The 22,619-nt window shown below is 33.9% G+C and carries 18 protein-coding genes; 16 read left to right on the forward strand and 2 right to left on the reverse strand.

Going from position 1 to position 22,619, the window contains the following annotated elements; genetic code table 11:
• Positions 1–70: 70 nt before the first annotated feature.
• From gltX to DW006_RS02110, 10 genes are all read left to right on the forward strand, one after another.
• A complete protein-coding gene (gene gltX, locus DW006_RS02065; protein WP_117998830.1) occupies positions 71–1,528 on the forward strand; it encodes a glutamate--tRNA ligase in 1,458 nt (485 codons plus the stop codon).
• 99 nt (positions 1,529–1,627) lie between these two features.
• Positions 1,628–3,100 (forward strand): LuxR C-terminal-related transcriptional regulator, encoded by a 1,473-nt coding sequence (locus tag DW006_RS02070; protein ID WP_117998831.1) that lies wholly within the window; start codon positions 1,628–1,630, stop codon positions 3,098–3,100.
• 51 nt (positions 3,101–3,151) lie between these two features.
• Positions 3,152–5,101, forward strand: coding sequence for an ATP-dependent helicase (locus DW006_RS02075; protein WP_117998832.1), 1,950 nt, complete (start codon positions 3,152–3,154; stop codon positions 5,099–5,101).
• 218 nt (positions 5,102–5,319) lie between these two features.
• Positions 5,320–5,661, forward strand: a complete 342-nt coding sequence (locus tag DW006_RS02080; RefSeq protein ID WP_347475009.1) for a DUF1292 domain-containing protein — start codon at positions 5,320–5,322, stop codon at positions 5,659–5,661.
• A 111-nt stretch (positions 5,662–5,772) separates the two neighbouring features.
• Positions 5,773–6,345, forward strand: coding sequence for an SH3 domain-containing protein (locus DW006_RS02085; RefSeq protein ID WP_117998833.1), 573 nt, complete (start codon positions 5,773–5,775; stop codon positions 6,343–6,345).
• 487 nt (positions 6,346–6,832) lie between these two features.
• Positions 6,833–8,128, forward strand: a complete 1,296-nt coding sequence (locus DW006_RS02090; RefSeq protein ID WP_118436265.1) for a folylpolyglutamate synthase/dihydrofolate synthase family protein — start codon at positions 6,833–6,835, stop codon at positions 8,126–8,128.
• Positions 8,129–8,131: 3 nt separating this feature from the next.
• Positions 8,132–8,689, forward strand: a complete 558-nt coding sequence (gene folE / locus DW006_RS02095) for a GTP cyclohydrolase I FolE (protein ID WP_117998835.1) — start codon at positions 8,132–8,134, stop codon at positions 8,687–8,689.
• A 134-nt stretch (positions 8,690–8,823) separates the two neighbouring features.
• Positions 8,824–9,642, forward strand: coding sequence for a dihydropteroate synthase (folP, locus tag DW006_RS02100; protein WP_117998836.1), 819 nt, complete (start codon positions 8,824–8,826; stop codon positions 9,640–9,642).
• Entirely contained in the window at positions 9,626–10,510 is an 885-nt protein-coding gene (folK, locus tag DW006_RS02105; protein ID WP_117998837.1) for a 2-amino-4-hydroxy-6-hydroxymethyldihydropteridine diphosphokinase, read from the forward strand. The genes folP and folK overlap by 17 nt, the downstream gene beginning before the upstream one ends.
• A gap of 29 nt (positions 10,511–10,539) precedes the next feature.
• On the forward strand, positions 10,540–11,667 hold the full coding sequence (locus tag DW006_RS02110; protein ID WP_117998838.1) for a bifunctional chorismate mutase/prephenate dehydratase: 1,128 nt from the start codon (positions 10,540–10,542) through the stop codon (positions 11,665–11,667).
• 128 nt (positions 11,668–11,795) lie between these two features.
• Here DW006_RS02110 and DW006_RS02115 read toward each other — a convergent pair whose 3' ends face one another.
• Positions 11,796–12,698, reverse strand: coding sequence for an alpha/beta fold hydrolase (locus DW006_RS02115; RefSeq protein WP_117998839.1), 903 nt, complete (start codon positions 12,696–12,698; stop codon positions 11,796–11,798).
• Positions 12,699–12,714: 16 nt separating this feature from the next.
• Positions 12,715–14,349: an ATP-binding cassette domain-containing protein gene (locus DW006_RS02120; RefSeq protein WP_022165451.1), complete on the reverse strand. Its 1,635-nt coding sequence runs from the start codon at positions 14,347–14,349 to the stop codon at positions 12,715–12,717.
• A 239-nt stretch (positions 14,350–14,588) separates the two neighbouring features.
• On the opposite strand from DW006_RS02120, the gene DW006_RS02125 reads away from it, so the two are divergent.
• The 6 genes from DW006_RS02125 to DW006_RS02150 form a co-directional block, all read left to right on the forward strand.
• Positions 14,589–15,080 carry a hypothetical protein gene (locus tag DW006_RS02125; protein ID WP_117998840.1) on the forward strand — a complete coding sequence of 164 codons (492 nt, stop codon included), beginning with the start codon at positions 14,589–14,591 and terminating at the stop codon, positions 15,078–15,080.
• Between the two features lie 126 nt (positions 15,081–15,206).
• The gene (locus DW006_RS02130; protein WP_117998841.1) at positions 15,207–17,039 is read left to right on the forward strand and encodes an alpha-amylase; all 1,833 of its coding nucleotides are present in this window, start codon (positions 15,207–15,209) and stop codon (positions 17,037–17,039) included.
• A gap of 1 nt (position 17,040) precedes the next feature.
• A complete protein-coding gene (locus tag DW006_RS02135) occupies positions 17,041–17,814 on the forward strand; it encodes a TraX family protein (RefSeq protein WP_117998842.1) in 774 nt (257 codons plus the stop codon).
• Between the two features lie 92 nt (positions 17,815–17,906).
• Positions 17,907–19,859 carry a family 16 glycosylhydrolase gene (locus tag DW006_RS12015; protein WP_118436253.1) on the forward strand — a complete coding sequence of 651 codons (1,953 nt, stop codon included), beginning with the start codon at positions 17,907–17,909 and terminating at the stop codon, positions 19,857–19,859.
• A 292-nt stretch (positions 19,860–20,151) separates the two neighbouring features.
• On the forward strand, positions 20,152–22,260 hold the full coding sequence (locus DW006_RS02145) for a SulP family inorganic anion transporter (protein WP_117998843.1): 2,109 nt from the start codon (positions 20,152–20,154) through the stop codon (positions 22,258–22,260).
• A gap of 83 nt (positions 22,261–22,343) precedes the next feature.
• A partial coding sequence (locus tag DW006_RS02150) for a hypothetical protein (protein ID WP_199521870.1) occupies positions 22,344–22,619 on the forward strand: 276 nt, incomplete at its 3' end.

Genomic DNA, 22,619 nt, shown 5'->3' on the forward strand with positions numbered 1-22,619 from the left:
TGCTTATAGGCAAAAAAAGCATTATAATAAATTAGATTTATGTCAATAATTGTTAAAGAGGAGAAATAAAATGTCAAAAGTAAGAACAAGATTTGCACCTAGTCCAACAGGTAGAATGCATGTAGGAAATTTAAGAACAGCTTTATACGAATTTTTAATTGCAAAACATGCAGGTGGCGATTTTATTTTAAGAATAGAAGATACAGATAGAGAACGTTATGTGGAAGGTGCTGTGGATATTATATACAGAACACTTGAAGCAACAGGACTTGTACATGATGAAGGTCCTGACAAGGACAAGGGATATGGACCTTATATTCAGAGTGAACGTCAGGCGTCAGGTTTATATCTTGAATATGCAAAGAAATTAATTGAGTCAGGAGATGCATATTACTGTTTCTGTGATAAGGAAAGATTGGCTACACTTAAAACTTCTGTAGGGGAAGACGGAAAAGAAATTACAATGTACGACAAGCATTGTTTACATCTTTCACAAGAAGAAATACAGGCTAATTTAGATGCTGGAAAACCTTATGTTATCAGAATGAACATGCCAACAGAAGGAACAACAACTTTTGTTGATGAATTGTATGGAGAAATTACAGTAGAAAACAAAGAGTTGGATGACATGATTTTAATTAAGTCAGATGGCTATCCAACATACAATTTTGCAAATGTTATAGATGATCATTTACAGGAAATCACTCATGTAGTAAGAGGTAATGAATATATTTCATCTTCACCAAAGTACCAGAGACTTTATGAAGCATTTGGCTGGGAAGCACCTAAATATGTACATTTGCCACTTATTACAGATGAAAATCATAAGAAATTAAGCAAACGTTCAGGTCATTCATCATACGAAGATTTAGTTGAACAGGGATTTTTACCTGAAGCAATTGTAAACTATATTGCACTTTTAGGTTGGAGTCCGGAAGACAATCAGGAAATATTTTCACTTGATGAATTAATTAAGAATTTTGATTATCACAAGGTTAATAAGAGCCCTTCAGTTTTCGATATTACAAAGTTAAAATGGATGAATGGAGAATACATTAAGGCTATGGACAATGAGAAGTTCTATGAAATGGCAAGACCATACGTTAAGGAAGTTATCAAGAAAGATTTGAACCTTGAAACAATAATGGATATGGTCAAAACAAGAATTGAAACATTCCCTGAAATTGGAGACATGATTGACTTCTTCCAGGAACTTCCTGAATATAGTCCTGAAATGTATACACACAAGAAAATGAAGACTAATTCTGAAAATTCTTTAGAAATTTTAAAGGAATTACTTCCAATATTAGAGGAAACAGATGATTATTCAGTACAGGGATTACACGATACTGTATTTGAATATATTAAGAAAAAAGAAATTAAAAATGGTCAGGCTTTATGGCCACTTCGTACTGCAGTATCAGGTAAGCAGATGACACCGGCAGGAGCTTTCGAAATTATGGAAGTAATTGGAAAAGAAGAGTCATTAGAAAGAATTAAAAAAGGTATTGAATTATTATCAGAATAATTATCAAAATAATTCAAGGAAGATTATAAAAAGTCCGGCTGTTTGTCAGTCGGACTTTTTGTGTAATAAGAAATCCTTTTGAAAGGTTCAGGTTAAAATATGGAAAATACAGTTACTAAGAAAAATATAAATAAAAATTGGCTTGAAATGATAATATTAATATCGCTTTTTAATTTTTTGTTTTTAGGAAGTGAATACCTTTTTGATAACATGATTGCTAAAGTGGCAAATCCAAGTAAAGTTGTAATAGCACAAAGTTATGTTTTAGGTGCAAGCGTAGTGGGATTTGTTTTGTATCCAATAATAAAGAAAATATTAGATAATAAAACAGGTATTAAAAACACTAAAAATATAGCGGTTAGTTTAGCGATTGTATTAGGTTGTTTTTGTGTTTGGAAATTTTCACACAGTGATTCTTATAATGTTATATTAATGTGCGGCTGCCTTCTTTTTATTATACTTGGAGCTTTTGGAAGCACGGTTTTTTATTTTACGGCAATTAATTACGGTAACAGCAAATATTTAGGAAAAACAATAGGCTTTGCTTACGGTTTTGGACTTTTGATACAGTTTGTAAGCAATAATTTAATAAAATCAAATAATCTGGAAAGTGTTTCGATAGTTGTATTATGGGTTGCAGCAATCATAATAGTGCAAAAAATTTCAGGGAAAAGTAATAGTGATGACAGATGTGATAATGCAGTCAAAGAAAAGGGTGGTTTAAAAAACAATTATGTAATGGTAATTCTTTTAATTGCAATTGTTGTATTAATGGCAAATGTTTTTACAACCCTTGATAATGTTGTGACTTTATTCCATGCAGATGGTACTTTTGATGTAGGTCAATATCCGCGATTATTTTTAGCCGTAAGTGGAATTGCAGCTGGTATACTTTTCGACATAAAAAAAGGCAGATTCATGTACATAATAATGTATTGCATAACTCTTTTGTCAACAATATGTATTTTGACAATTGTATCCGGCGGGGCGTTTTTAACAGGCCTGGTTGTTTTCTATTTGTCAGCTGGGTTCTTTGCTGTGTTTTTTACAACAGCATTTGTGAAAATATCTCTTAAAATGGAAAATACACGCCTTTGGGCAGGTATGGGAAGAGCAGTAAATAATTTGATGGCTGTGCTAATGGGGAGTTGGTCTTTGAAACTATATTCAACAGAAAATGTTTTACTGATTACCGTATTATCGTTAGTTTTGTTTGTGGCAATTAGTGTATTAATATTTTTGTACACAATGAAAAATATACAAATCAACAGAGCTGAAATAATAGAAAATAACTGGGACAATCTAACAAACAGTGAAAAAGAAACTAACAGCACAAACGAAACTGACAAATTACAAATGTTTTCGGAGAATTTTTCTTTAACCAAAAGAGAAAAGGAAGTGTTAGAAGCTTTACTTAATTCTGACGATAGTGTTCAGAATATTGCAGCCGGGTTATATATTTCAAGAGCTGCTTTATACAGACATATTTCAAATATAAATAAAAAAACAGATACCAATTCAAGAGTAGGTTTAATTAAATTTTACTATACGTGGACTGAAAACACTATTTAAAACACATCCAATATGTGATAATATATAAAGGGACATATTGGAAAGGTGTTTATGGAATTTAATAACGCACAAAGAGAAGCTGTTAATCATTTTAAAGGAGCAGCCATGGTTCTTGCAGGACCTGGCTCAGGTAAAACTACAGTTATAACACACAGAATAAAAGAGTTAATTAGAAAAGACGTTTCACCTGAAAAAATATTAGTAGTAACTTTTACAAAAGCTGCTGCAGTTCACATGCAGAGAAAATTTTTTCAGATAATGGAAGGAGAACATTGGGTAAAAAGCAGTTATCCTGTGTCCTTTGGAACTTTTCATGGAATCTATTTTAGAATTTTAAAATTATCCAAGAATTACAGTGGGCGTAATATTTTAACGGAAAATCAGAAAAGTCAGATTTTACGTGAAATTATTATTAGAAACAGAATAAATACAACTTCCCTTAATGAATTTATTCAAAACATTATTGGCGAAATAAGCAATGTTAAGGGGAATATGATTCCATTGAGTGATTATGCACCAAAAAGCTGTAAAAATAGGGAATTTAAGCTTATATTCGATGAATATGCAAAAGAATTGAAGAGTCAGAACAAAATTGATTTTGATGATATGCTGTTGGACTGTTATACGTTGTTTAAAGAGGAACCGGTGCTTTTACAAAAATGGCAGCAGGTTTTTGAATATGTTTTAATAGATGAATTTCAGGATATTAACAAGATACAGTATGAAATCATAAAAATGCTTGTGGCTCCTGAAAACAATTTGTTTATAGTAGGTGATGATGACCAGAGCATTTATGGATTTCGTGGGGCGTGTCCTGAGTTAATGTTTAGATTTGAAAAGGACTATCAGGCATGTAGAAAAATTATATTAAATATAAACTATAGGTCTACAGATGAAATTATCCAAATGTCTAAGAACCTAATTAAAAACAACAGTTCACGTTTTGAAAAAAATATCATGTCACCGAAAGGTAACAATAATAAAAATGATGAAAATAGTAATGAAAATGAGAACATAAAAGATGGTTGTTCAATCCCAAGGAAAAGGAACAATAACAATACCAAGAACAAGAATAATAACAAATGTAAAGATACTGATGTTAGAATTTTCAGAAATCAAATGGAGCAATTGCAGTATACAGCAGTTAAGATTACAGAGTTGCAAAGTAGAGGGATAGATGACATTGCAATACTTGTGAGAAACAACAGCCAGATTGATATTATCCAAAGATTTTTAGAAGAACAGGAAATTATATCTGAAAGCAAAGTCGCTAAGAAATCTGTTTTCAAAACTCAGGTGGGAGTGGACATTTATAATTACATAAAGGCAGCCATTAATTTGAATAAAGTTGAAATACGAAATAATGAAAGCCTAATTTATATATTAAATAAACCAGCCAGACTTATTAGTAACGGAATGATAAGTGATTATGGAATTGATTTTAATAGTTTGAAAAATGTTTACAGTCATAGCAGTGAAATTGTGAAAAAAATAGAAAAGCTGGAATTTGATTTGCAGATGTTGTTAAGATTAAAGCCCATGGCAGCTTTAATGTATATTCTAAAAGGTATAGGATATGAGAATTACCTGAAAGAGCTATCAAGAGAGAGAAAGATAAACTATTCTGTTTTTGAAAAAGAAATTGAAGAAATAAAAACAAACAGTTTAAAATATGACACTTTGGAAAGCTGGATTTTACAGGAAAGTGAAGAAAACAGTGCTAATACAAAGTCAAAAGAAAAGCAGGTAAGAAAGCCGATTCATATTATTACAATGCATGGCTCAAAGGGACTTGAGTTTGACAGCGTTTTTATTTTAGATGCAAATCAGGGCATAATACCAACATCTAAAGCAGTAAGAGAAAGAGATTTCGCAGAGGAAAGAAGACTTTTTTATGTGGCAATAACAAGGGCAAAAAAATATTTAAATATATATTGTGTAAGCGAAAATCTTGGCTGTTATGTGGAACCATCAATTTTTATGAAGGAAGTAATGGCATAGAATATGTATATTTTTTGAAAATTATGTAGATAATACATTAAATTAAGGTGCATAATATTGCAATTTTAATACACTTTTGATAAAGTTAAATAACAAAAAATGCGTTTATTACAAATGCATAGTAAGATTGTGAAAATAAATAAGAAAGGAAAATGCAGGCATAGTAAAAATATTATGTTTGTGTCTTTCAAATTCATACGGGAAATGTATGAGGATTGTTGAAAGACTTGGTAAATGATATGGGAAATAATCAATTAGAAGAAGATGAAGATTTATTTGTAACTTTAACATTAGAAGATGACAGTGAGGTTGATTGCCTTGTTGTAAGTATATTTGAAGCAGAAGGAAGAGATTACATTGCATTACTTCCAACTGAAGGACCTGAAAACGAAGAAGGAGAAGTGTTCTTATACAGATACTTTGAAGACGAGGACGGAGAACCCGGACTTGACAATATTGAAACAGAAGCTGAATTCATGTTAGCATCACAGGCTTTTGATCAGTTAGTTGAAGACGGTGAATATGATGAAATTATTGAGGAAGAAGAAAACTTACATTGATTTGTCGTTTTTTGAATTTGTAAGATAATGCATTTTTAAGATAATAATGTTAGAAATACATTGTTATTTGAAAATCATAACAAAAAGAAAATACATTAAGAAGGTGGAAAAATGTCATACGAAGATGAAACTAGACAGAGAATAGAAGCAAGAAAAAGAAATGCTGAGTTAAAGAAAGAACAGCAGATTAAGAAAAGAAAAATAACATTAGGAATTTTAGCAGCAGCAATTGTTGTTATTGTAGTATTAATTATTGTTGTAGCTTCAGTTTCAGCCAAGAAAGATAGTGAAGTGAAGACAACAGCTCCTAAGGAAACATCAATATTAGGAGCAACAACAGCAGAGACAACAGAAGCTGTAACAACAACACAGAAGGTTGCTCAGCAGACAACATCAGAAACTACTGTAGTTGCAACAACTGAGAAAACTGTTCCAGAGACAACAGAAGAAGAAACACAGGCACCTACAGAGGAACAGACTGAAGAGGAAACAACACGACCTTCAGGCGAAATCAAACATGCAAGGGACGATGTCAACATAAGAAGAAAACCAAAAGAAAGCTCAAAGGTTTTAGACATTGTTAATAAAGGAGACGAATTAGAAGTCTTAAGCACTGACAAAGGTTGGTGCCATGTAATCTGGAATGGTATCGAAGGTTATGTATCAGCAAGATTCATAAAATAATAATTACAAATAAACAAAAAACGTATTTTATGGTAGACTAATACTTCCCATAAAGTACGTTTTTTATTACAGTGTACCAAAACATAAGCGTACTTGTGCTTGCACAAAAGTACGCTTATGTTTTGAGGACACGCCCGCATAATGAGCATAAAAGCGCAACGAAGTTGTGCGATATGCGAATTATGTGGTGAAATTGCGGGAGTGCAAAGCACGTAGCAATTTCGTAATAAAAAACATGAAGGGCAATATAGCATAAAAGCGCAACGAAGTTGTGCGATATGCGAATTATGTGGTGAAATTGCGGGAGTGCAAAGCACGTAGCAATTTCGTAATAAAAAACATGAAGGGCAATATAGCATAAAAGCGCAACGAAGTTGTGCGATATGCGAATTATGTGGTGAAATTGCGGGAGTGCAAAGCACGTAGCAATTTCGTAATAAAAAACATGAAGGGCAATATAGCAGAAAAGCACAACGAGGAAAACACAATGAACTATAACGAAGCAAAACAATATTTAAAAGAAGTAAATAAATACGGCAGTGTCTTAGGTCTGAAAAGCATCACAACACTTTTAAAAGAAATGGGTAATCCTGAAAAAAGTCTGAAAGTTGTTCACATAGCAGGTACAAATGGAAAAGGTTCCACAATGGCTTTTTTAAACAGTATTCTCATGGAGGCAGGCTACAAAGTAGGTAGGTACAGTTCTCCGGCAGTTTTTGAAGAAGATGAGATTATTCAGATTAATAACCAAAACATAGAGCCAAACAGTTTAGGAGAAATAATCACTCATATTAAGGAGAAATGCGATTACATTGCTAAAACTTATGGATTTCATCCAACACCTTTTGAAATTGAAACGGCTTTGGCTTTTGAATATTTCAAAAGAAAGAATTGTGATATTGTGTTAGTTGAATGTGGTATGGGTGGTGCAACAGATGCCACAAATGTTTTCCATAAGGTTCTTTGTAGTATTATTGCCAATATTTCCTTGGACCACACAGCTTTTTTAGGTGACACAATTGAAGAAATAGCAATGGTAAAATCGGGCATAATAAAAGCAAACTGTCCCGTTGTAGTAGCAAAACAGCAAAAAGAAATATGCGATGTAATAAGGGAGGAAGCTGAAAAAAAGAATTCCCATATAGTTATGGCTAAAGAAGCACAACTGGATTTGGGTAATGGAGAAAATATTGTAACTTACAGAGCCTCTAATGGAAAAGAATATAAAGCTAATCTAAAAATGCTTGGAACTTATCAGGGAAAAAATGTGGCAACAGCAATTGAGGTTGCATTAATTCTTGAAAAAAAGGGTTACAATACAGAAAAATATATAAAAAGTGGAATTGAAAATGCAGTCTGGAAGGGAAGATTTGAAATAATTTCAAAGCAACCATTATTTGTAATTGATGGCGCACATAATCCCGGAGCTATAGAGGAATTGGTAAAATGTATTGATTTGTATTTTACAAATAAACGAATTACCTTTATAATGGGAGTGTTGGCCGATAAAGACTTTGAGAAGGAAGCAGGTCTTATTGCAAACAAAGGAGAAAATATTTTAACTGTTACACCAAATAATGCCAGAGCATTAGATGGAAAGAAGTTGGCTAATACAATTTCTAAATACAACCAAAATGTTCAGTATGTAGAAAGTATAGATCAGGCTGTAGAGAAGGCAATTGATTTAGTAAACAGTAAAAAATCAGATATGATATTAGCTTTTGGCTCTTTATCACATCTAAATGATATTAATCAAGCAGTTAAAGCCGGAAGGAGAGATTGACTGATGTTTGATAAAAACAAAATAGAACAGGGAATCAAATTATTATTAGAAGGTATCGGTGAAGATCCAAGTAGAGAGGGTTTAGTGGATACTCCAAACAGAGTTGCACGTATGTATGAAGAGTTATGTGCAGGTATGGACAAAGATCCAATGGAGCATCTGTCAAAGACTTTTACATGTGATAATGAAAATGTAGTTATTGAAAAAGATATTACATTTTACTCAACTTGCGAGCATCATTTGATGCCTTTTTATGGTAAAGCAAACATTGCTTATATTCCAAATGGAAAAGTTGTTGGAATAAGCAAGCTTGCAAGAACAGTGGAAGTTTTTGCAAGACGATTGCAGATTCAGGAACAAATGACAAATCAGATAGCCGATGCTATTGAAGAATGCTTAAATGCAAAGGGGGTATTGGTTATGGTTGAGGCTGAGCATATGTGTATGTCAGCAAGAGGAATTAAGAAACCGGGTAGCAAAACAATTACTTTTTCAGCAAAAGGCGCTTTTGAAGAAGACAGCAGTTTAAGAAGAGACATTCTTCGTTTAATGGAAAAGTAATTAGACTTCTTATTATGGAGCATATGGCAGAAGGTAAAAATAGTTGCTTAATAGGCACGTATTTTTTGTGTAATGTATCGTAAGTGATATTCTTTTTTTACAAAAATAATTAATAGAGAGTAGAGAAAAAATAAATGCAAATTGGAAAATATAATTTTGACTTAGATAACGATCCTATTATTATGGGAATTTTAAATGTAACACCTGACTCATTTTCTGACGGTGGTAAGTGGAACAACATGGACGCAGCTTTAAAGCACACTGAAGAAATGATCAAGGACGGTGCAAGAATTATTGATGTTGGCGGTGAGTCAACAAGACCGGGCTATACTTTAATTAGTGATGAAGAAGAAATAGAAAGGGTTGTGCCGGTTATTAATGCGATAAAAGAAAGATTTGATGTATGCGTATCCCTTGATACATACAAAACTAATGTGGCAAAAGCCGGAGTTGAAGCCGGAATCGACATGGTTAATGATGTGTGGGGATTTAAGTGGGACAAGCAGGATATGGCTGATTTAGTAGCAAAATCAGGAGTTGCTGCATGTGTTATGCATAATAAGGATAATACTAACTATGAAAGTTACGTGGAAGATGTTTTAAAGGAAATGAAGGAATCAATTGACATTGCCCACAAAGCAGGAGTAAAGGATTCACAGATTGTATTAGATCCGGGCGTTGGTTTTGGAAAAGATTATGCACAGAATTTATCGATTATTAAACATGTGGACAGGCTAAAAGAATTTGGTTATCCTGTGCTTCTTGGAACATCCAGAAAGTCAGTTATCGGACTTACACTGGACGTAGATAAGAATGACAGAATGGCTGGAACTGTTGCAACAACTGTTATGGGATATGAGAGAGGCTGTAGTATTTTCAGAGTCCATGATGTAAAAGAAAACTATCAGGCATTAATGATGGCAAAGGCGATAAGAAATGAAAAATTGTATTAAAATTAAGCAGTTAGAAGTATTTGCATACCATGGCTGTGAGGAACAGGAAAAAATAAATGGTCAGAAATTTTATATTGATGCTAACTTATATACAGACATAAGTGTTGCAGGCAATACTGATGATTTAAATGAAACTGTTAATTATGCTGAGGTTTGCGACTTTATAAATAAATTTTTAACAAAAAACAGATTTGATTTAATAGAAGCTGCAGCATGGCAGTGTACAACAGAATTGTTAAAAACATTTCCGAAAATCAGAGAAGTGGATTTTACAATATACAAACCACAGGCACCTATACCGTTGCCTTTTGGAAATGTTGCAATTTCCATTAACAGAAAATGGAGTAAGGCAATTTTATCAATCGGCTCTAATATGGGCGACAAGGAAGAACATCTAAATTGTGCAGTGGACAGTTTGTATGACGATGATAACTGCAGAGTTAATGTAGTATCAAATTATATAGAAACTGAGCCTTATGGGCCTGTTGAACAGGACAATTTCCTAAATGGCTGTATTGAAATAGAAACATTGTATTCACCTGAAGAATTATTGAAAAAAGTCAACCAAATAGAAGCTTTTGAAGGTAGGACCAGGGAAATACACTGGGGTCCAAGAACATTGGATATAGACATTGTTTTTTACGAAAACCAGATAGTGGATTTACCAGAATTAAAGATACCACATGTGGAAATGCACAAGAGAATTTTTGTGTTAGAACCATTAAAACAAATTGCACCATATTGGACACATCCTATTTTAAATAAAACAGTAACTCAGTTGTTAGAGGACCTAAGTCCTAATAGTGGCTGTGGCGGTTGCAGTGGTTGTGGTGGTTGCCCGAAAATTTCAGAGGAGACAGATAATTAAACAACGAAAGAAAGGTCTTTAATGTATATATGAAAGATTTGCAGGAAAGTAGAAAAGAAATTGATTCAATTGATAGCGAGATTGTAAGCTTATTTGAAAGACGAATGGAAGTCTGTAAAGACGTTGCTGAATACAAATTAAGAACAGGTAAGGCTGTTCTTGACAGACAAAGAGAATTAGACAAAATTAAAACATTAAAAAACAAAGCCTCAAGTGATTTTTATGCTCATGGTGTGGAAGAATTGTTTGAACAGATAATGGCAATGAGCAGAAAGATGCAGTATAAGCTTCTAACAGAAGAAGGGGTAAATAACGACATTGGATTTGATATTGTTGATAAAATCCCAATGGATGGTGCAAAAGTCGTATATCAGGGAATTCCAGGCGCCTACAGCCAGCAGGCAGCTACAGAATACTTTGGAGATAAGGCTGAATACTTAAATGTAACAACTTTTAGAGAGGCAATGAAGTATGTAAGAGACGGCAAGGCTGATTACGCAGTTTTACCAATGGAAAATTCATCTGCAGGAATTGTAACAGATGTGTATGACTTGCTGGTTGAATTCTCTAATTATATTGTTGATACATTCGATGTAAAAATAGAGCATTGTCTTTGTGGTTTAAAAGGTTCAAGAATAGAGGATATTCATGAGGTATATTCTCATCCACAGGCTTTTATGCAAAGTAATAAATTTATTGAGGAACATGGTTTTGGAAAAGTAAATCTTGCTAATACAGCAATTAGTGCAAGATATATTTCAGAACAGAATGACAAGACAAGAGCATGTATAGCAAGTGCTAATGCAGCAGAAATTTATGGACTTGAAATATTACATAGAGGAATTAATTTCAATGATACAAATACAACAAAGTTCATTATCATAAGTAGAGAGAGAATGGCAAGAGTTAATGCTGATTTAATATGTATCAGTTTTGAGATGCCACATGAAAGCGGTACTTTATATCAGATGTTGTCTCATATTATTTACAATGACTTAAATATGACACGTATAGAATCAAGACCTGTACCTGATAAGAAGTGGGAATACAGATTCTACGTTGAATTTGAGGGAAAAGCAAATCAGGCAGGAGCAATTAATGCTTTAAGCGGTATTAATGCAGAAGCCCTTAATATGAAAATATTAGGAAATTACTAGAAAAATTAATATCCTATTGCGTGGCTATATGAAAAAGGGTTGCATTTTTGCAACCCTTTTTCATATATGATTTTATTCTATTGTAACTACTTTCTGCAGTGATAAACATAAAGCAGTTAATGTTAGTCCTAATATCTAATATCTTCAATGCCAGCCTTGATTTCCAAAAATTTAAGTATGTCTTCATAAACTTCCGAAGCGTTCTTTTCATTAAATACTTCATGTCGCATACCTTTGTATACTTTAGAAAAAGTATTAGGAAAGCCACAATGCTTAAAGTGTAAAACAGCCTTCTTGAAAGCTTTGTCCCCTTGTCTGCAAGGATCATTCTCACCTGAAACAAACATTACAGGAAGATCACGATTTTTCTTGGACCAACCAAGTTTGCTGTATACTGTTTGAATCAAACTAAACAGTGCATAGTAACCATTTAAAGTAAAAGTCACGCCACATAACGGATCCTTGTTGTATTCTTCAACAACATCTCTATCTGAACAAATCCATGCATTTACGATGCCCTCTTTCATAAAAGGTTTTTCAAAAGGTCCATTAACCATTTTCTCAATCATTGGACTTCTGTAATTCCAGCCTCTAAAAAGAGCCATAAATCGAATTAGTCGTTTGCCAAAGGCGGCAAGCTGATTATCAGAAGGAGAACCACTTAAAACGACGGCATTCACTTCGTTAGAAAACTTTTTCAAATAAGCTCTTACAATAAGAGAACCCATGCTGTGTCCTACAATAATAAGTGGAAGATTAGGATATTCTCTTTTTAGAAACATTGTAAACTGATGAACGTCTTCGACAAGTCCTTTGTAGCCCTCGTGACCAAAGTAGCCCAAGTCATCAGTGGTTAAAATGTTTTCACCATGCCCTTTTATGTCGGAAATGGCACAAATAAAGCCACAATTACTAAAATACTGTAAAGTTTTTTCGTAACGTTTTCGCGTTTCACACATACCATGTACAAATTCAATTATACCAAGAGGTTCAATACCCTCCGGTGGAAAAGTAATAGTAGTTGGTCGCATATTACTCACCTCGCAATTAGTCGTTTATATCCATTCCCTCAGTTGTGTAAACAGTTCTCTTTCTAGCCATTTCGTCATTTTCAAGATATTCGTCATAAGTTGTAATCTTGTCAATAAGCTTGCCGTTTACAATTTCCATAATACGGTTTGCAGTTGTCTGAACAACCTGATGATCTCTTGATGAGAATAAAAGTACACCAGGGAACTTAATAAGGCCTGTGTTAAGGGCTGTAATACTTTCCATGTCTAAATGGTCAGTAGGTTCGTCAATAACTAAAACGTTAGCACCGCTAATCATAAGTTTTGAAAGCATAACCCTAACTTTTTCACCACCTGAAAGAACCTTAACTTTTTTAACACCATCATCACCTGCAAAAAGCATTCTACCAAGGAAACCACGAACGTATGTGGCATCTTTGATTTCTGAATACTGTGTAAGCCAGTCAACGATTACATCGTCACAGTCAAAATCTTTTGTGTTGTCTTTAGGGAAATATGACTGACTTGTTGTGATACCCCATTTGTAATCACCTTCATCAGGTTCCATCTGTCCCATAATAATCTGAAATAATGTTGTTTTTGCAAGTCCGTTTGAACCAACGAAAGCAACTTTGTCTTCTCTACCGATTGTAAATGAAACATCATCTAAAACCTTAACACCGTCTATAGTTTTTGATAAATGTTCAACAGTTAAAACTTCGTTACCGATTTCTCTTGCAGGTCTGAAATCAATGTAAGGGTACTTTCTGCTTGAAGGCTTAATGTCATCAAGTTCGATTTTTTCTAAAGCACGCTTTCTTGAAGTAGCCTGTTTTGATTTAGAAGCATTGGCGCTAAATCTCTGGATAAAGTCCTGTAATTCCTTGATTTTTTCTTCTTTCTTTCTGTTAGCTTCTTTCATCTGTTTAACAATTAACTGACTTGATTCGTACCAGAAATCGTAGTTACCGGCATAAAGCTGAATCTTTGCATAGTCAATATCAGCAATCTGTGTACAAACTTTATTTAAGAAATATCTGTCATGAGATACAACGATTACTGTGTTTTCAAAATTGATTAGGAATTCTTCAAGCCAGGCAATTGCATCTAAATCCAAGTGGTTAGTAGGTTCGTCTAAAAGAAGAATGTCAGGGTTACCAAATAATGCCTGAGCTAAAAGAACCTTAACCTTTAATGTGCCGTTTAAATCTTTCATCTGGCTGTAGTGATATTCCGTATCTACTCCTAAACCATTTAAAAGAGTAGCAGCATCAGCTTCAGCGTTCCAGCCGTCCATATCGGCAAATTCAGCTTCAAGTTCTGATGCCTTAATGCCGTCTTCATCAGAAAAATCTTCCTTCATGTAGATTGCATCTTTTTCTTTCATAATTTCGTAAAGACGGGCATTACCCATAATTACTGTATCAAGAACAGTGTATTCATCATACTGGAAGTGGTCCTGTTTTAAGAAAGAAAGACGTTCACCAGGTGTGATAATAACTTCACCGCTTGTAGGTTCAATCTCCCCTGTTAATATTTTTAAAAATGTTGATTTTCCGGCACCGTTAGCACCAATAAGTCCGTAGCAGTGACCTGGAACAAATTTAATATTTACATCTTCAAATAATGCTTTTTTGCCAAAACGTAAAGAAATATTACTTGTACTTATCATTTATAAATCTCCTTATTTTTATACATGTTTTAGGTAAATGCAAAAGAATAACGGATTTTTGACCGCAAAAATCCCGTAAACTTTTGCTGATTGCTCATCAAAGTATATCAGTTTTTAGGAATTAAAGCAATCTAGGAAAGGGAAAAATTACCTTATAATATGGGAAAAATAATTAAAAACAGTTTTATGTTTTTATAAACGGGCAAATATGTTATTATATGTCAGTAGGAGGCGAGGACATGAATAAGAAGAGACTGATTAGTTTGTTGTTGGTTTCAGCGCTTACAATTACAAGTGTATGGGGCTGTTCTTCAACAAAAGAAAAGACTACTCAAAAAGATAATACATCAAAAACCAAGGCTGAAACTACTGTAGGACTTGATCCTGCAAAAGATTCAAGCTGGCCAAGAAGTTTTAGTATAAATGAAGGTTCAAAGAAATCGGATAATGGAACATATATTGAACAATTAAAAATAGATGGAAGAAGACTTTACATTAAAGGAAAGTTTGGTGTAATTGATGCTATGGATGGTCAGACGTCAACAAGAGAGGAAGCAGATATTGAAATATCAAAATCCTGTTCTTTTTATGATCAGAGATTAGATGGTGATGGCTCAATGACATTTAAAGAATTTAAAGAACATATTGCAGATAGCGGTTACACAGCCCCTGATAATTACATGATAACAATAGATCGGGGAAAAGTTTATTTGATACAGTTATTTGATTAGAATGATTCCGTTACAATGGCGGAAGTTAGAAACAGGGAGAGGGACCTGTAATAGAGATTGGTTTTTTGAAACCAGATTAATTTAAGCATAAAATAAGACAAGTTACAGACATGAAAGGACGACAACATGGACAAGTTAGGCAACATAAAAGTATATAGGGGAAATCCGTTAATAATGGGTGCTACGGTAATGGGTGACAATGTTAATTTTGCAATTACTGCAAAGTATGGTAGCAAGTGCGAAGTAATATTGTACAGGAAAGGTGAAGACAGGGAAGCTTTTCGAATCCCATTTGAAAATGCACAGGTTATTGGGAGTGTTTATGCCATGTGTGTAACAGGACTTGATTATAAGAAATATGATTATAACTTTTGTGTTAATGATGAGATAATTGTAGACAAATACGCAAAGGCTTTATCAGGAAAAAAGCAATGGGGAGAAAAGAGCAAAAATCTTAGGGCAGGAATTGTTTCAAATGAATATGATTGGCAGGATGATGCCCCTTTGAATATTCCTTTTGATGAGACAATTTTGTATCGTCTACATGTTAGAGGCTTTACAAAGCATGTTAGTTCAAAGGTAAAACATAAAGGAACTTATTTAGGTATTGTAGATAAGATTCCTTATTTCAAAGAACTTGGAATTACAATGATTGAGCTTATGCCGGCATATGACTTTAATGAAATAAAATCAAGACCTGCAACTTCAATGAAAGGCCAGTTCTCAATTGAGGAGCCAAAGCTAAACTATTGGGGATATACTGATGGTTTTATTTTTGCACCAAAAGTGGCTTACGCTTATTCTAATGCCATTGGTGGAGAAGTAGAAGAATTTAAGTATATGGTTAGGGAATTACACAAAAATGGAATTGAGATTTCCATGGAATTTTTCTTTCCTGAGCAGACTAACCCTAAGGAAATTTTAGACTGTCTTCATTATTGGGTAATGGAATACCACATTGACGGAATTCATGTGAACCTTGAAAGTGCAGTGATGCGAATGGTTCAAACAGATAATTTGCTATGCACAACGAAAATATTTACTTATAGCTTTGCGACAGATACAGATTTTTACAATAGTGCAACGGAAGTAAGAAATCTGGCTAATTTTAATGATGATTTTATGATTGCCACACGAAGATTTATAAAAGGTGATGAAGACATGCTTTCAACCATTGCCTATAAGGTGAAGGCAAATCCACCAGCAGTGGCAATAGTAAATTATGTGGCAAATCACAACACATTTACATTGTATGATTCTGTATCTTATGACAGAAAATATAATCAGCCAAATGGTGAAAACAATAGAGACGGTGCTGTCTATAATTACAGTTGGAACTGTGGGGCTGAGGGAGATACAAGAAAACGTAAAATAATGGACTTAAGAAAAAAGCAGATTAAGAATGCTTTAAGTTTGGTATTTTTAAGTCAGGGTGTGCCTATGCTTTATGCAGGTGATGAGATGTGCAATTCTCAAAAGGGAAACAATAATCCATATTGTCTGGATAATGAAATTTCGTGGACTAATTGGAATAAAACAGCAATGGCAAAGGAAATATTTGAATTTACAAAGAATATAATTAAATTTAGAAAAGAACATAAAGTATTGCACATGAAAAATGAAACAAGGCAGATGGATTATAAATCCTACGGTTTACCGGATATGTCTTATCATGGAACAAAGGCGTGGTACGGAGATTTTAGTCATTTTAACAGACATTTTTCAACCATGTATTGCGGAAAATATGCAATGGATGAAACGGGAAGTGATGAAGCTGACATGTATATTGCATACAACATGTATTGGGAAGAGCAAAGTTTTGGCATTCCTTCAGCAAGAAATAAAAGGAAATGGAAGGTTGCTTTTTCAACCAGCCCTAATCAGAAAAGTGAAGAGGTGGGCAGAACATTTAATGTACCGGGAAGGAGCATAACGGTTTTGATTGCAAAACCTGAATAATATGTTAAAAGAATTAAACGAAAAAGGAATTGGTAAATATATTAATCTTGAAAAATGGGGATTAAGCACATTTGAATTAAAGATTTTAGCAATCCTTGCAATGTTTATTGACCATTTTTCAATTATTTTTTTAGAAAACAATAACAATACATTGTATTTAACAGGCCGTGCCATTGGAAGAATTTGTTTTCCCATAATATGTTTTGTTTTGGTTGAGGGATTTTTCCATACAAAAGACAGAATGAAACATGGAATTATTTTAGGCATATTCGCGTTATTATCAGAGGTTCCTTATGATTTAATGTATGGTTCATTATGGGACCTTGCAAGACAAAACGTGTTAATAACTTTGTTTATCGGTTATATGATGATATGGATGCTTGATTCAATTTCAAAGTTCAGAATTTCATATCCTGACAAAGTGTTACAAAAAATCGGAGCGGCAAGACTAAATACTTTGATTGAATTAGTAGTTATGTTGGTAGGATTTGCCATGGCATATTTTATTAATTGCTCATATTCCTATGCAGGGATAATGATAATTCTTTGCTTTTATGTTTTTAGAAAACATCACATAAGTCAGGGGATTGTAAATATTGTTTTTAATATGGGCATGTATCCATTGTCAATTCAGTGGTTTGGGGCATTAAGTATTATTCCTATTGAATTATACAATGACACACCGGGAAAACATAAATGGAAATATTTCTTTTATTTATTTTATCCATTACATATAGTGATTTTGGTAGGCATAAAAATATTTTTAATAAAATGATTACCTTTTATATAATTTTTTATCTTTCTATAGTTTTTAGTTTTTGTATACTTAAATTAGCTTTGAACGGAAAATTTTTAGGAGGGTAAATTATGATATCAAAGTTAATTAAGAAAACAACAACATTTGTAGTTTCAGCGGCTATGGTTTTTTCGACAATTACATTTACAATGCCTGAAAAAACAGTTAGTGCTTCTCCAACTACAGGCTCTAAATTAGTATGGAGCGATGAATTCAATGGCAATTCCATTGATACTTCAAAATGGGGATTTGAAATAGGAACAGGTTCAAATGGATGGGGAAACAACGAACAGCAATATTATACTAACAGATCGGACAATGCTTATGTTGCTGACGGTGCCTTACACATTAGAGCGAAGAAAGAGTCTTATGGTGGAAGGAATTATACATCCGCAAGACTTAATACAAATGGAAAATTTACATTTACATATGGCTATGTAGAGGCAAGGCTTGCATTACCATCTAATCAGGGAATATGGCCTGCTTTTTGGATGCTTGGCGCAAATATTGGTAGCGTAGGCTGGCCATCATGTGGTGAAATTGACATTATGGAAGCAATTAATGCTGAAAATAAAACATACGGTACATGTCATTGGAACGTAAATGGACATGCAGAGTATGGTAAGCCAACAGGCAATTTTGATATAACACAATATCATACATATGGCCTACAGTGGGATAATGAATATATCAGATTCTTTGTTGATGGAAATAAATTCTACGAAATGTCAATTGCAAACAATGTAGGAGATACAGATGAATTCCACAGACCATTTTATTTATTATTAAATGTGGCAGTTGGAGGAAATTGGCCTGGCTTCTCAATTAATGACAGTGCATTTCCACAGGAAATGAAGGTTGACTATGTTCGTGTATATCAGGATAATCCTTCATACAACAGTTCTTCGTCAAACAATGTGGATAAGAGCAATGGTAGCAATGCAGGAAGCAGTGGAAATACAGGAAATACAGGAAACAGCGGCAATAATGGTTCATCTTCAAATACGCCGGCTAGTGGTATGGGAATGAATTATGCAGGAGACAGTTCGGCAACAGCTTATGTAAATAATTCAAAGTGGACAGACATTCATTATTCAGTAAATGGTGGTGGACAGCAGAACGTAAGAATGACTCAGTCAGGAGATAAAGCAACTTACACAGTTAATGGCTTGAAGTCAGGGGACACAGTTAAATACTGGTTTACATACTGCAATACTTCAGGCTATGTAAAAGACACAGCAAGTTATTCATATACACATAAAGGTAACAGTTCTTCAGGTGGTTCATCAAGTGGTAGTTCTTCATCAGGAAGTACATCAGGAACAGTAAACACTGCATCAGGTGATGTAACAATTTATCAGGATGCAAATTATGGTGGTAGAAACACATCATTAGGCGTTGGAAGTTACAATCTTGCATCACTTATTGCAAAAGGCTTTAAGAATGATGATATGTCATCATTAAAGGTCCCATTTGGTTATAAGGTAACAATTTATCAGGATGACAATTTTAGTGGAAAGTCAAAGGTAATTACAAGCGATGCAAGTTACATTGGAAATGACTGGAATGACCAGATGTCTTCTATTAAGGTTGAAAAAGCAAGATATAAAATTATCAACAGACACAGTGGCCTTTGTCTTGATGTTGCAGGAGCAAACAAAGCAAGTGGTACAAATGTACAACAGTGTCAGGCAAACGGAAACGTAGCCCAGGAATGGGAAATTGATTTTAATAAAGATGATTCAACATACATTCTTAAGAGTGCATTAACAGGAAAAGCACTTGATATGGATGACTGGTCACAGAATAACGGTGGAAATGCCATAATCTGGGACAACAACAAAACTAATAACCAAAGATGGTACATTACAATGGTTGATGGAGAATATTCATTCCTTATTAACAAACACAGTAACAAATCATTAGAAGTTGCTGGTTGGTCAACATCAAATGGCGGTAATGTACAGCAGTGGGATTATTCTGCTCAGGCAAATCAGCAGTGGAAGTTTGTTTTAGCTAATTAAATACATCTAAAAAGCTTAAAGGCTTAAAAAGTAAAAACAAAAATACCTCTAAAGTAGACAGATAGAATTGGAAAGTCTGTTACTTTAGAGGTATTTTTATGTAAATGAGTGTGGTATATTATTAGCTAAAGATTTATTTTTTTGGGGGAAGAACATATTAATTTAAAAGTATTCAGTAAAAATTAAGAATAGATTAATTAAAGGTTTACCAGGGAGAAAATTAAGAAATTTATTAGCTAAAAGTAATTTGAGAGAAAATTATAAACTAAAATTTATTCGGGAGAAAATGAAAATGAAGATAAAACCAGCGTATACGTTAAAAGGATATAAGAAAGAAAATTTAATAAAAGATATATTTACAGGAATCATTATAATGGCTGTGTCTATTCCAATATCCATGGGATATGCACAGATAGCGGGCTTGCCGGCAGTATATGGTTTATATGGCTCGGTTTTCCCAATTATAATTTTTGCACTTTTTTCAACATCACCACAGTTTATTTTCGGAGTTGATGCAGCTCCGGCGGCGTTGGTAGGTGCAGCTCTTCTTAGTATGAATATTCAGGGCGGTACAAAAGAAGCAATGGAAGTAGTTCCTATAGTTACTTTTTTAGTAGCAGTTTGGCTGTTGGCTTTTTATTTTATGAAAGCAGGAAAACTTGTAAATTATATTTCTGCACCTGTTATGGGTGGCTTTATTACAGGAATATGTACAACGATTATTTTAATGCAGGTTCCTAAAATTATGGGAGGCACATCAGGTACAGGAGAGTTGCTTGAATTGGTGGAACATATTATTGACACGGTAAAAGATATTAATATTCCTTCAGTTTATATTGGAATTGTGGCACTTGTTATTTTAGTTATTTCTAAGAAGGTTATGCCCAAATTCCCTATGGCGGTTGTACTAATGGTTGCAGGTGTTATGATGACAAAATTTATGCCGTTACAACAATGGGGTGTAAAGACTCTTGATAGTGTTGCACCGGGACTTCCAAGTTGGAAAATTCCTAATTTTGGAGCTTATCCTATGACTGATTTGTTTATGATAAGTCTTTCTGTAGCGGTTGTTATTATGGCTGAAACACTTTTGGCTGAAAATAGTTTTGCGCAAAAGAACGGTTATAGAATAAATGATAATCAGGAAATACTTGCTTTTTCTCTTGGAAATTTGGTAGCGGCATTTACAGGTTGCTGTCCTATAAATGGATCGGTTTCAAGAACTGCAATGGGAGAGCAGTATCAGGGAAAAACACAATTAACAGGAATTATAGCAGGCTTATCCATGATGCTTCTTCTTTTTGGTGGTACAGGCTTTATTGGATTTTTACCGGTACCAATTCTTACGGCAATAGTAATTTCAGCATTAATTGGTGCAACAGAGTTTGATTTGGCTGTCAGACTTTGGCAGGTAAGTCGTAAGGAATGCTTTATTTTCATAGGTGCATTTATGGGTGTGCTTATGCTTGGAACAATTAATGGTGTTTTAATTGGAATAATTCTTTCATTTACTGAGATGATTATCAGAACAGCAAAGCCGGCTACATGTTTTCTTGGCATACAGCCGGGACATAAGCATTTTAGAGATTTGAATGAGGGACGCCACATATATGCCATACAGGGTGTGATTATTTACAGATTTAGCAGTAATTTGTTTTTTGCTAATATACAAACATTGCAAAGAGACATTGAGGATGCCATTAAGGAAGATACAAAGGCGGTAATTATTGATGCAAGTGCAGTGGGCAGTATTGACATAACAGCAGCAGACAGATTGGAAATCTTATATAAATCTCTTCAGGAGAAGGAAATTCGCTTTTATATAACCGAACATATTTCAGGTGTTAATGAACAGTTAAGAAAATTAGGTCTTGGTTATTTGATTGAAAATGGAAATGTTAGAAGAACAATTCATGTAGCGTTAAAAGACATGGGAATTAACAGACCTTATCCATTAGAAGGTAATGTAGAAAATGAGCAACTTACACCTTCAAGAAAACGTGTAGACAATAGGGTTCAGGAATTTGTTTGGGCATTTGGTAAGGAAAGTGAAAAAGAAATCGAAAATCAAATAATGCTACAGATAGATCAATTAAAGAAATCAGGAGATGTGGAAAATCTTTTCCATGGACGCTGGTCTCACATGGATGCTTTTGACGAGGACGAATGGTTGGAGCATCTTGAAGAACACTTAAAAGAAATTGTTAATATTTCAGGCAAAGACGAAAAAGATATTGCTAAGCGACTTGAAGAACATAGAAGAGAAATTCACAATCGTATACATAAGGAGCATCCTGAACTTGCAGAACGCTTTGTAGAACGCAGACATATACTGGATGAGCATTTGCAGAAACGCCATCCGGAAGTGTATGATTTGATTGTAAGCATTAGAGAAAAATAAGAAGTGTATGATTTGATTGTAAACATTAGAGAAAAATAAGAAGTGTAGTTGTTTTTTTCAATAGATTTGATGATTTGACTCTTATGCTTGCAAAAGATTCCAGCGATTTCCACCCCTTTAGTCATGTTATAGAGCATAGGGGTGTAAAAAGTGAGCTTGATGAACTTATGCTTGCAAAAGATTCTGGCAGTTTCCACCCCTTTAGTTATGTTATAGAGCATAGGGGTGTAAAAAGTGAGCTTGATGAACTTATTCTTGCAAAAGATTCCAGCGATTTCCACCCCTTTAGTCATGTTATAGAGCATAGGGGTGTAAAAACAGCATTTGATGGACTTATGCTTATAAATGATTGCAGAAAA

It is taken from the genome of Eubacterium sp. AF36-5BH (genome assembly GCF_003460505.1).
Lineage (GTDB): Bacteria > Bacillota > Clostridia > Lachnospirales > Lachnospiraceae > Eubacterium_G.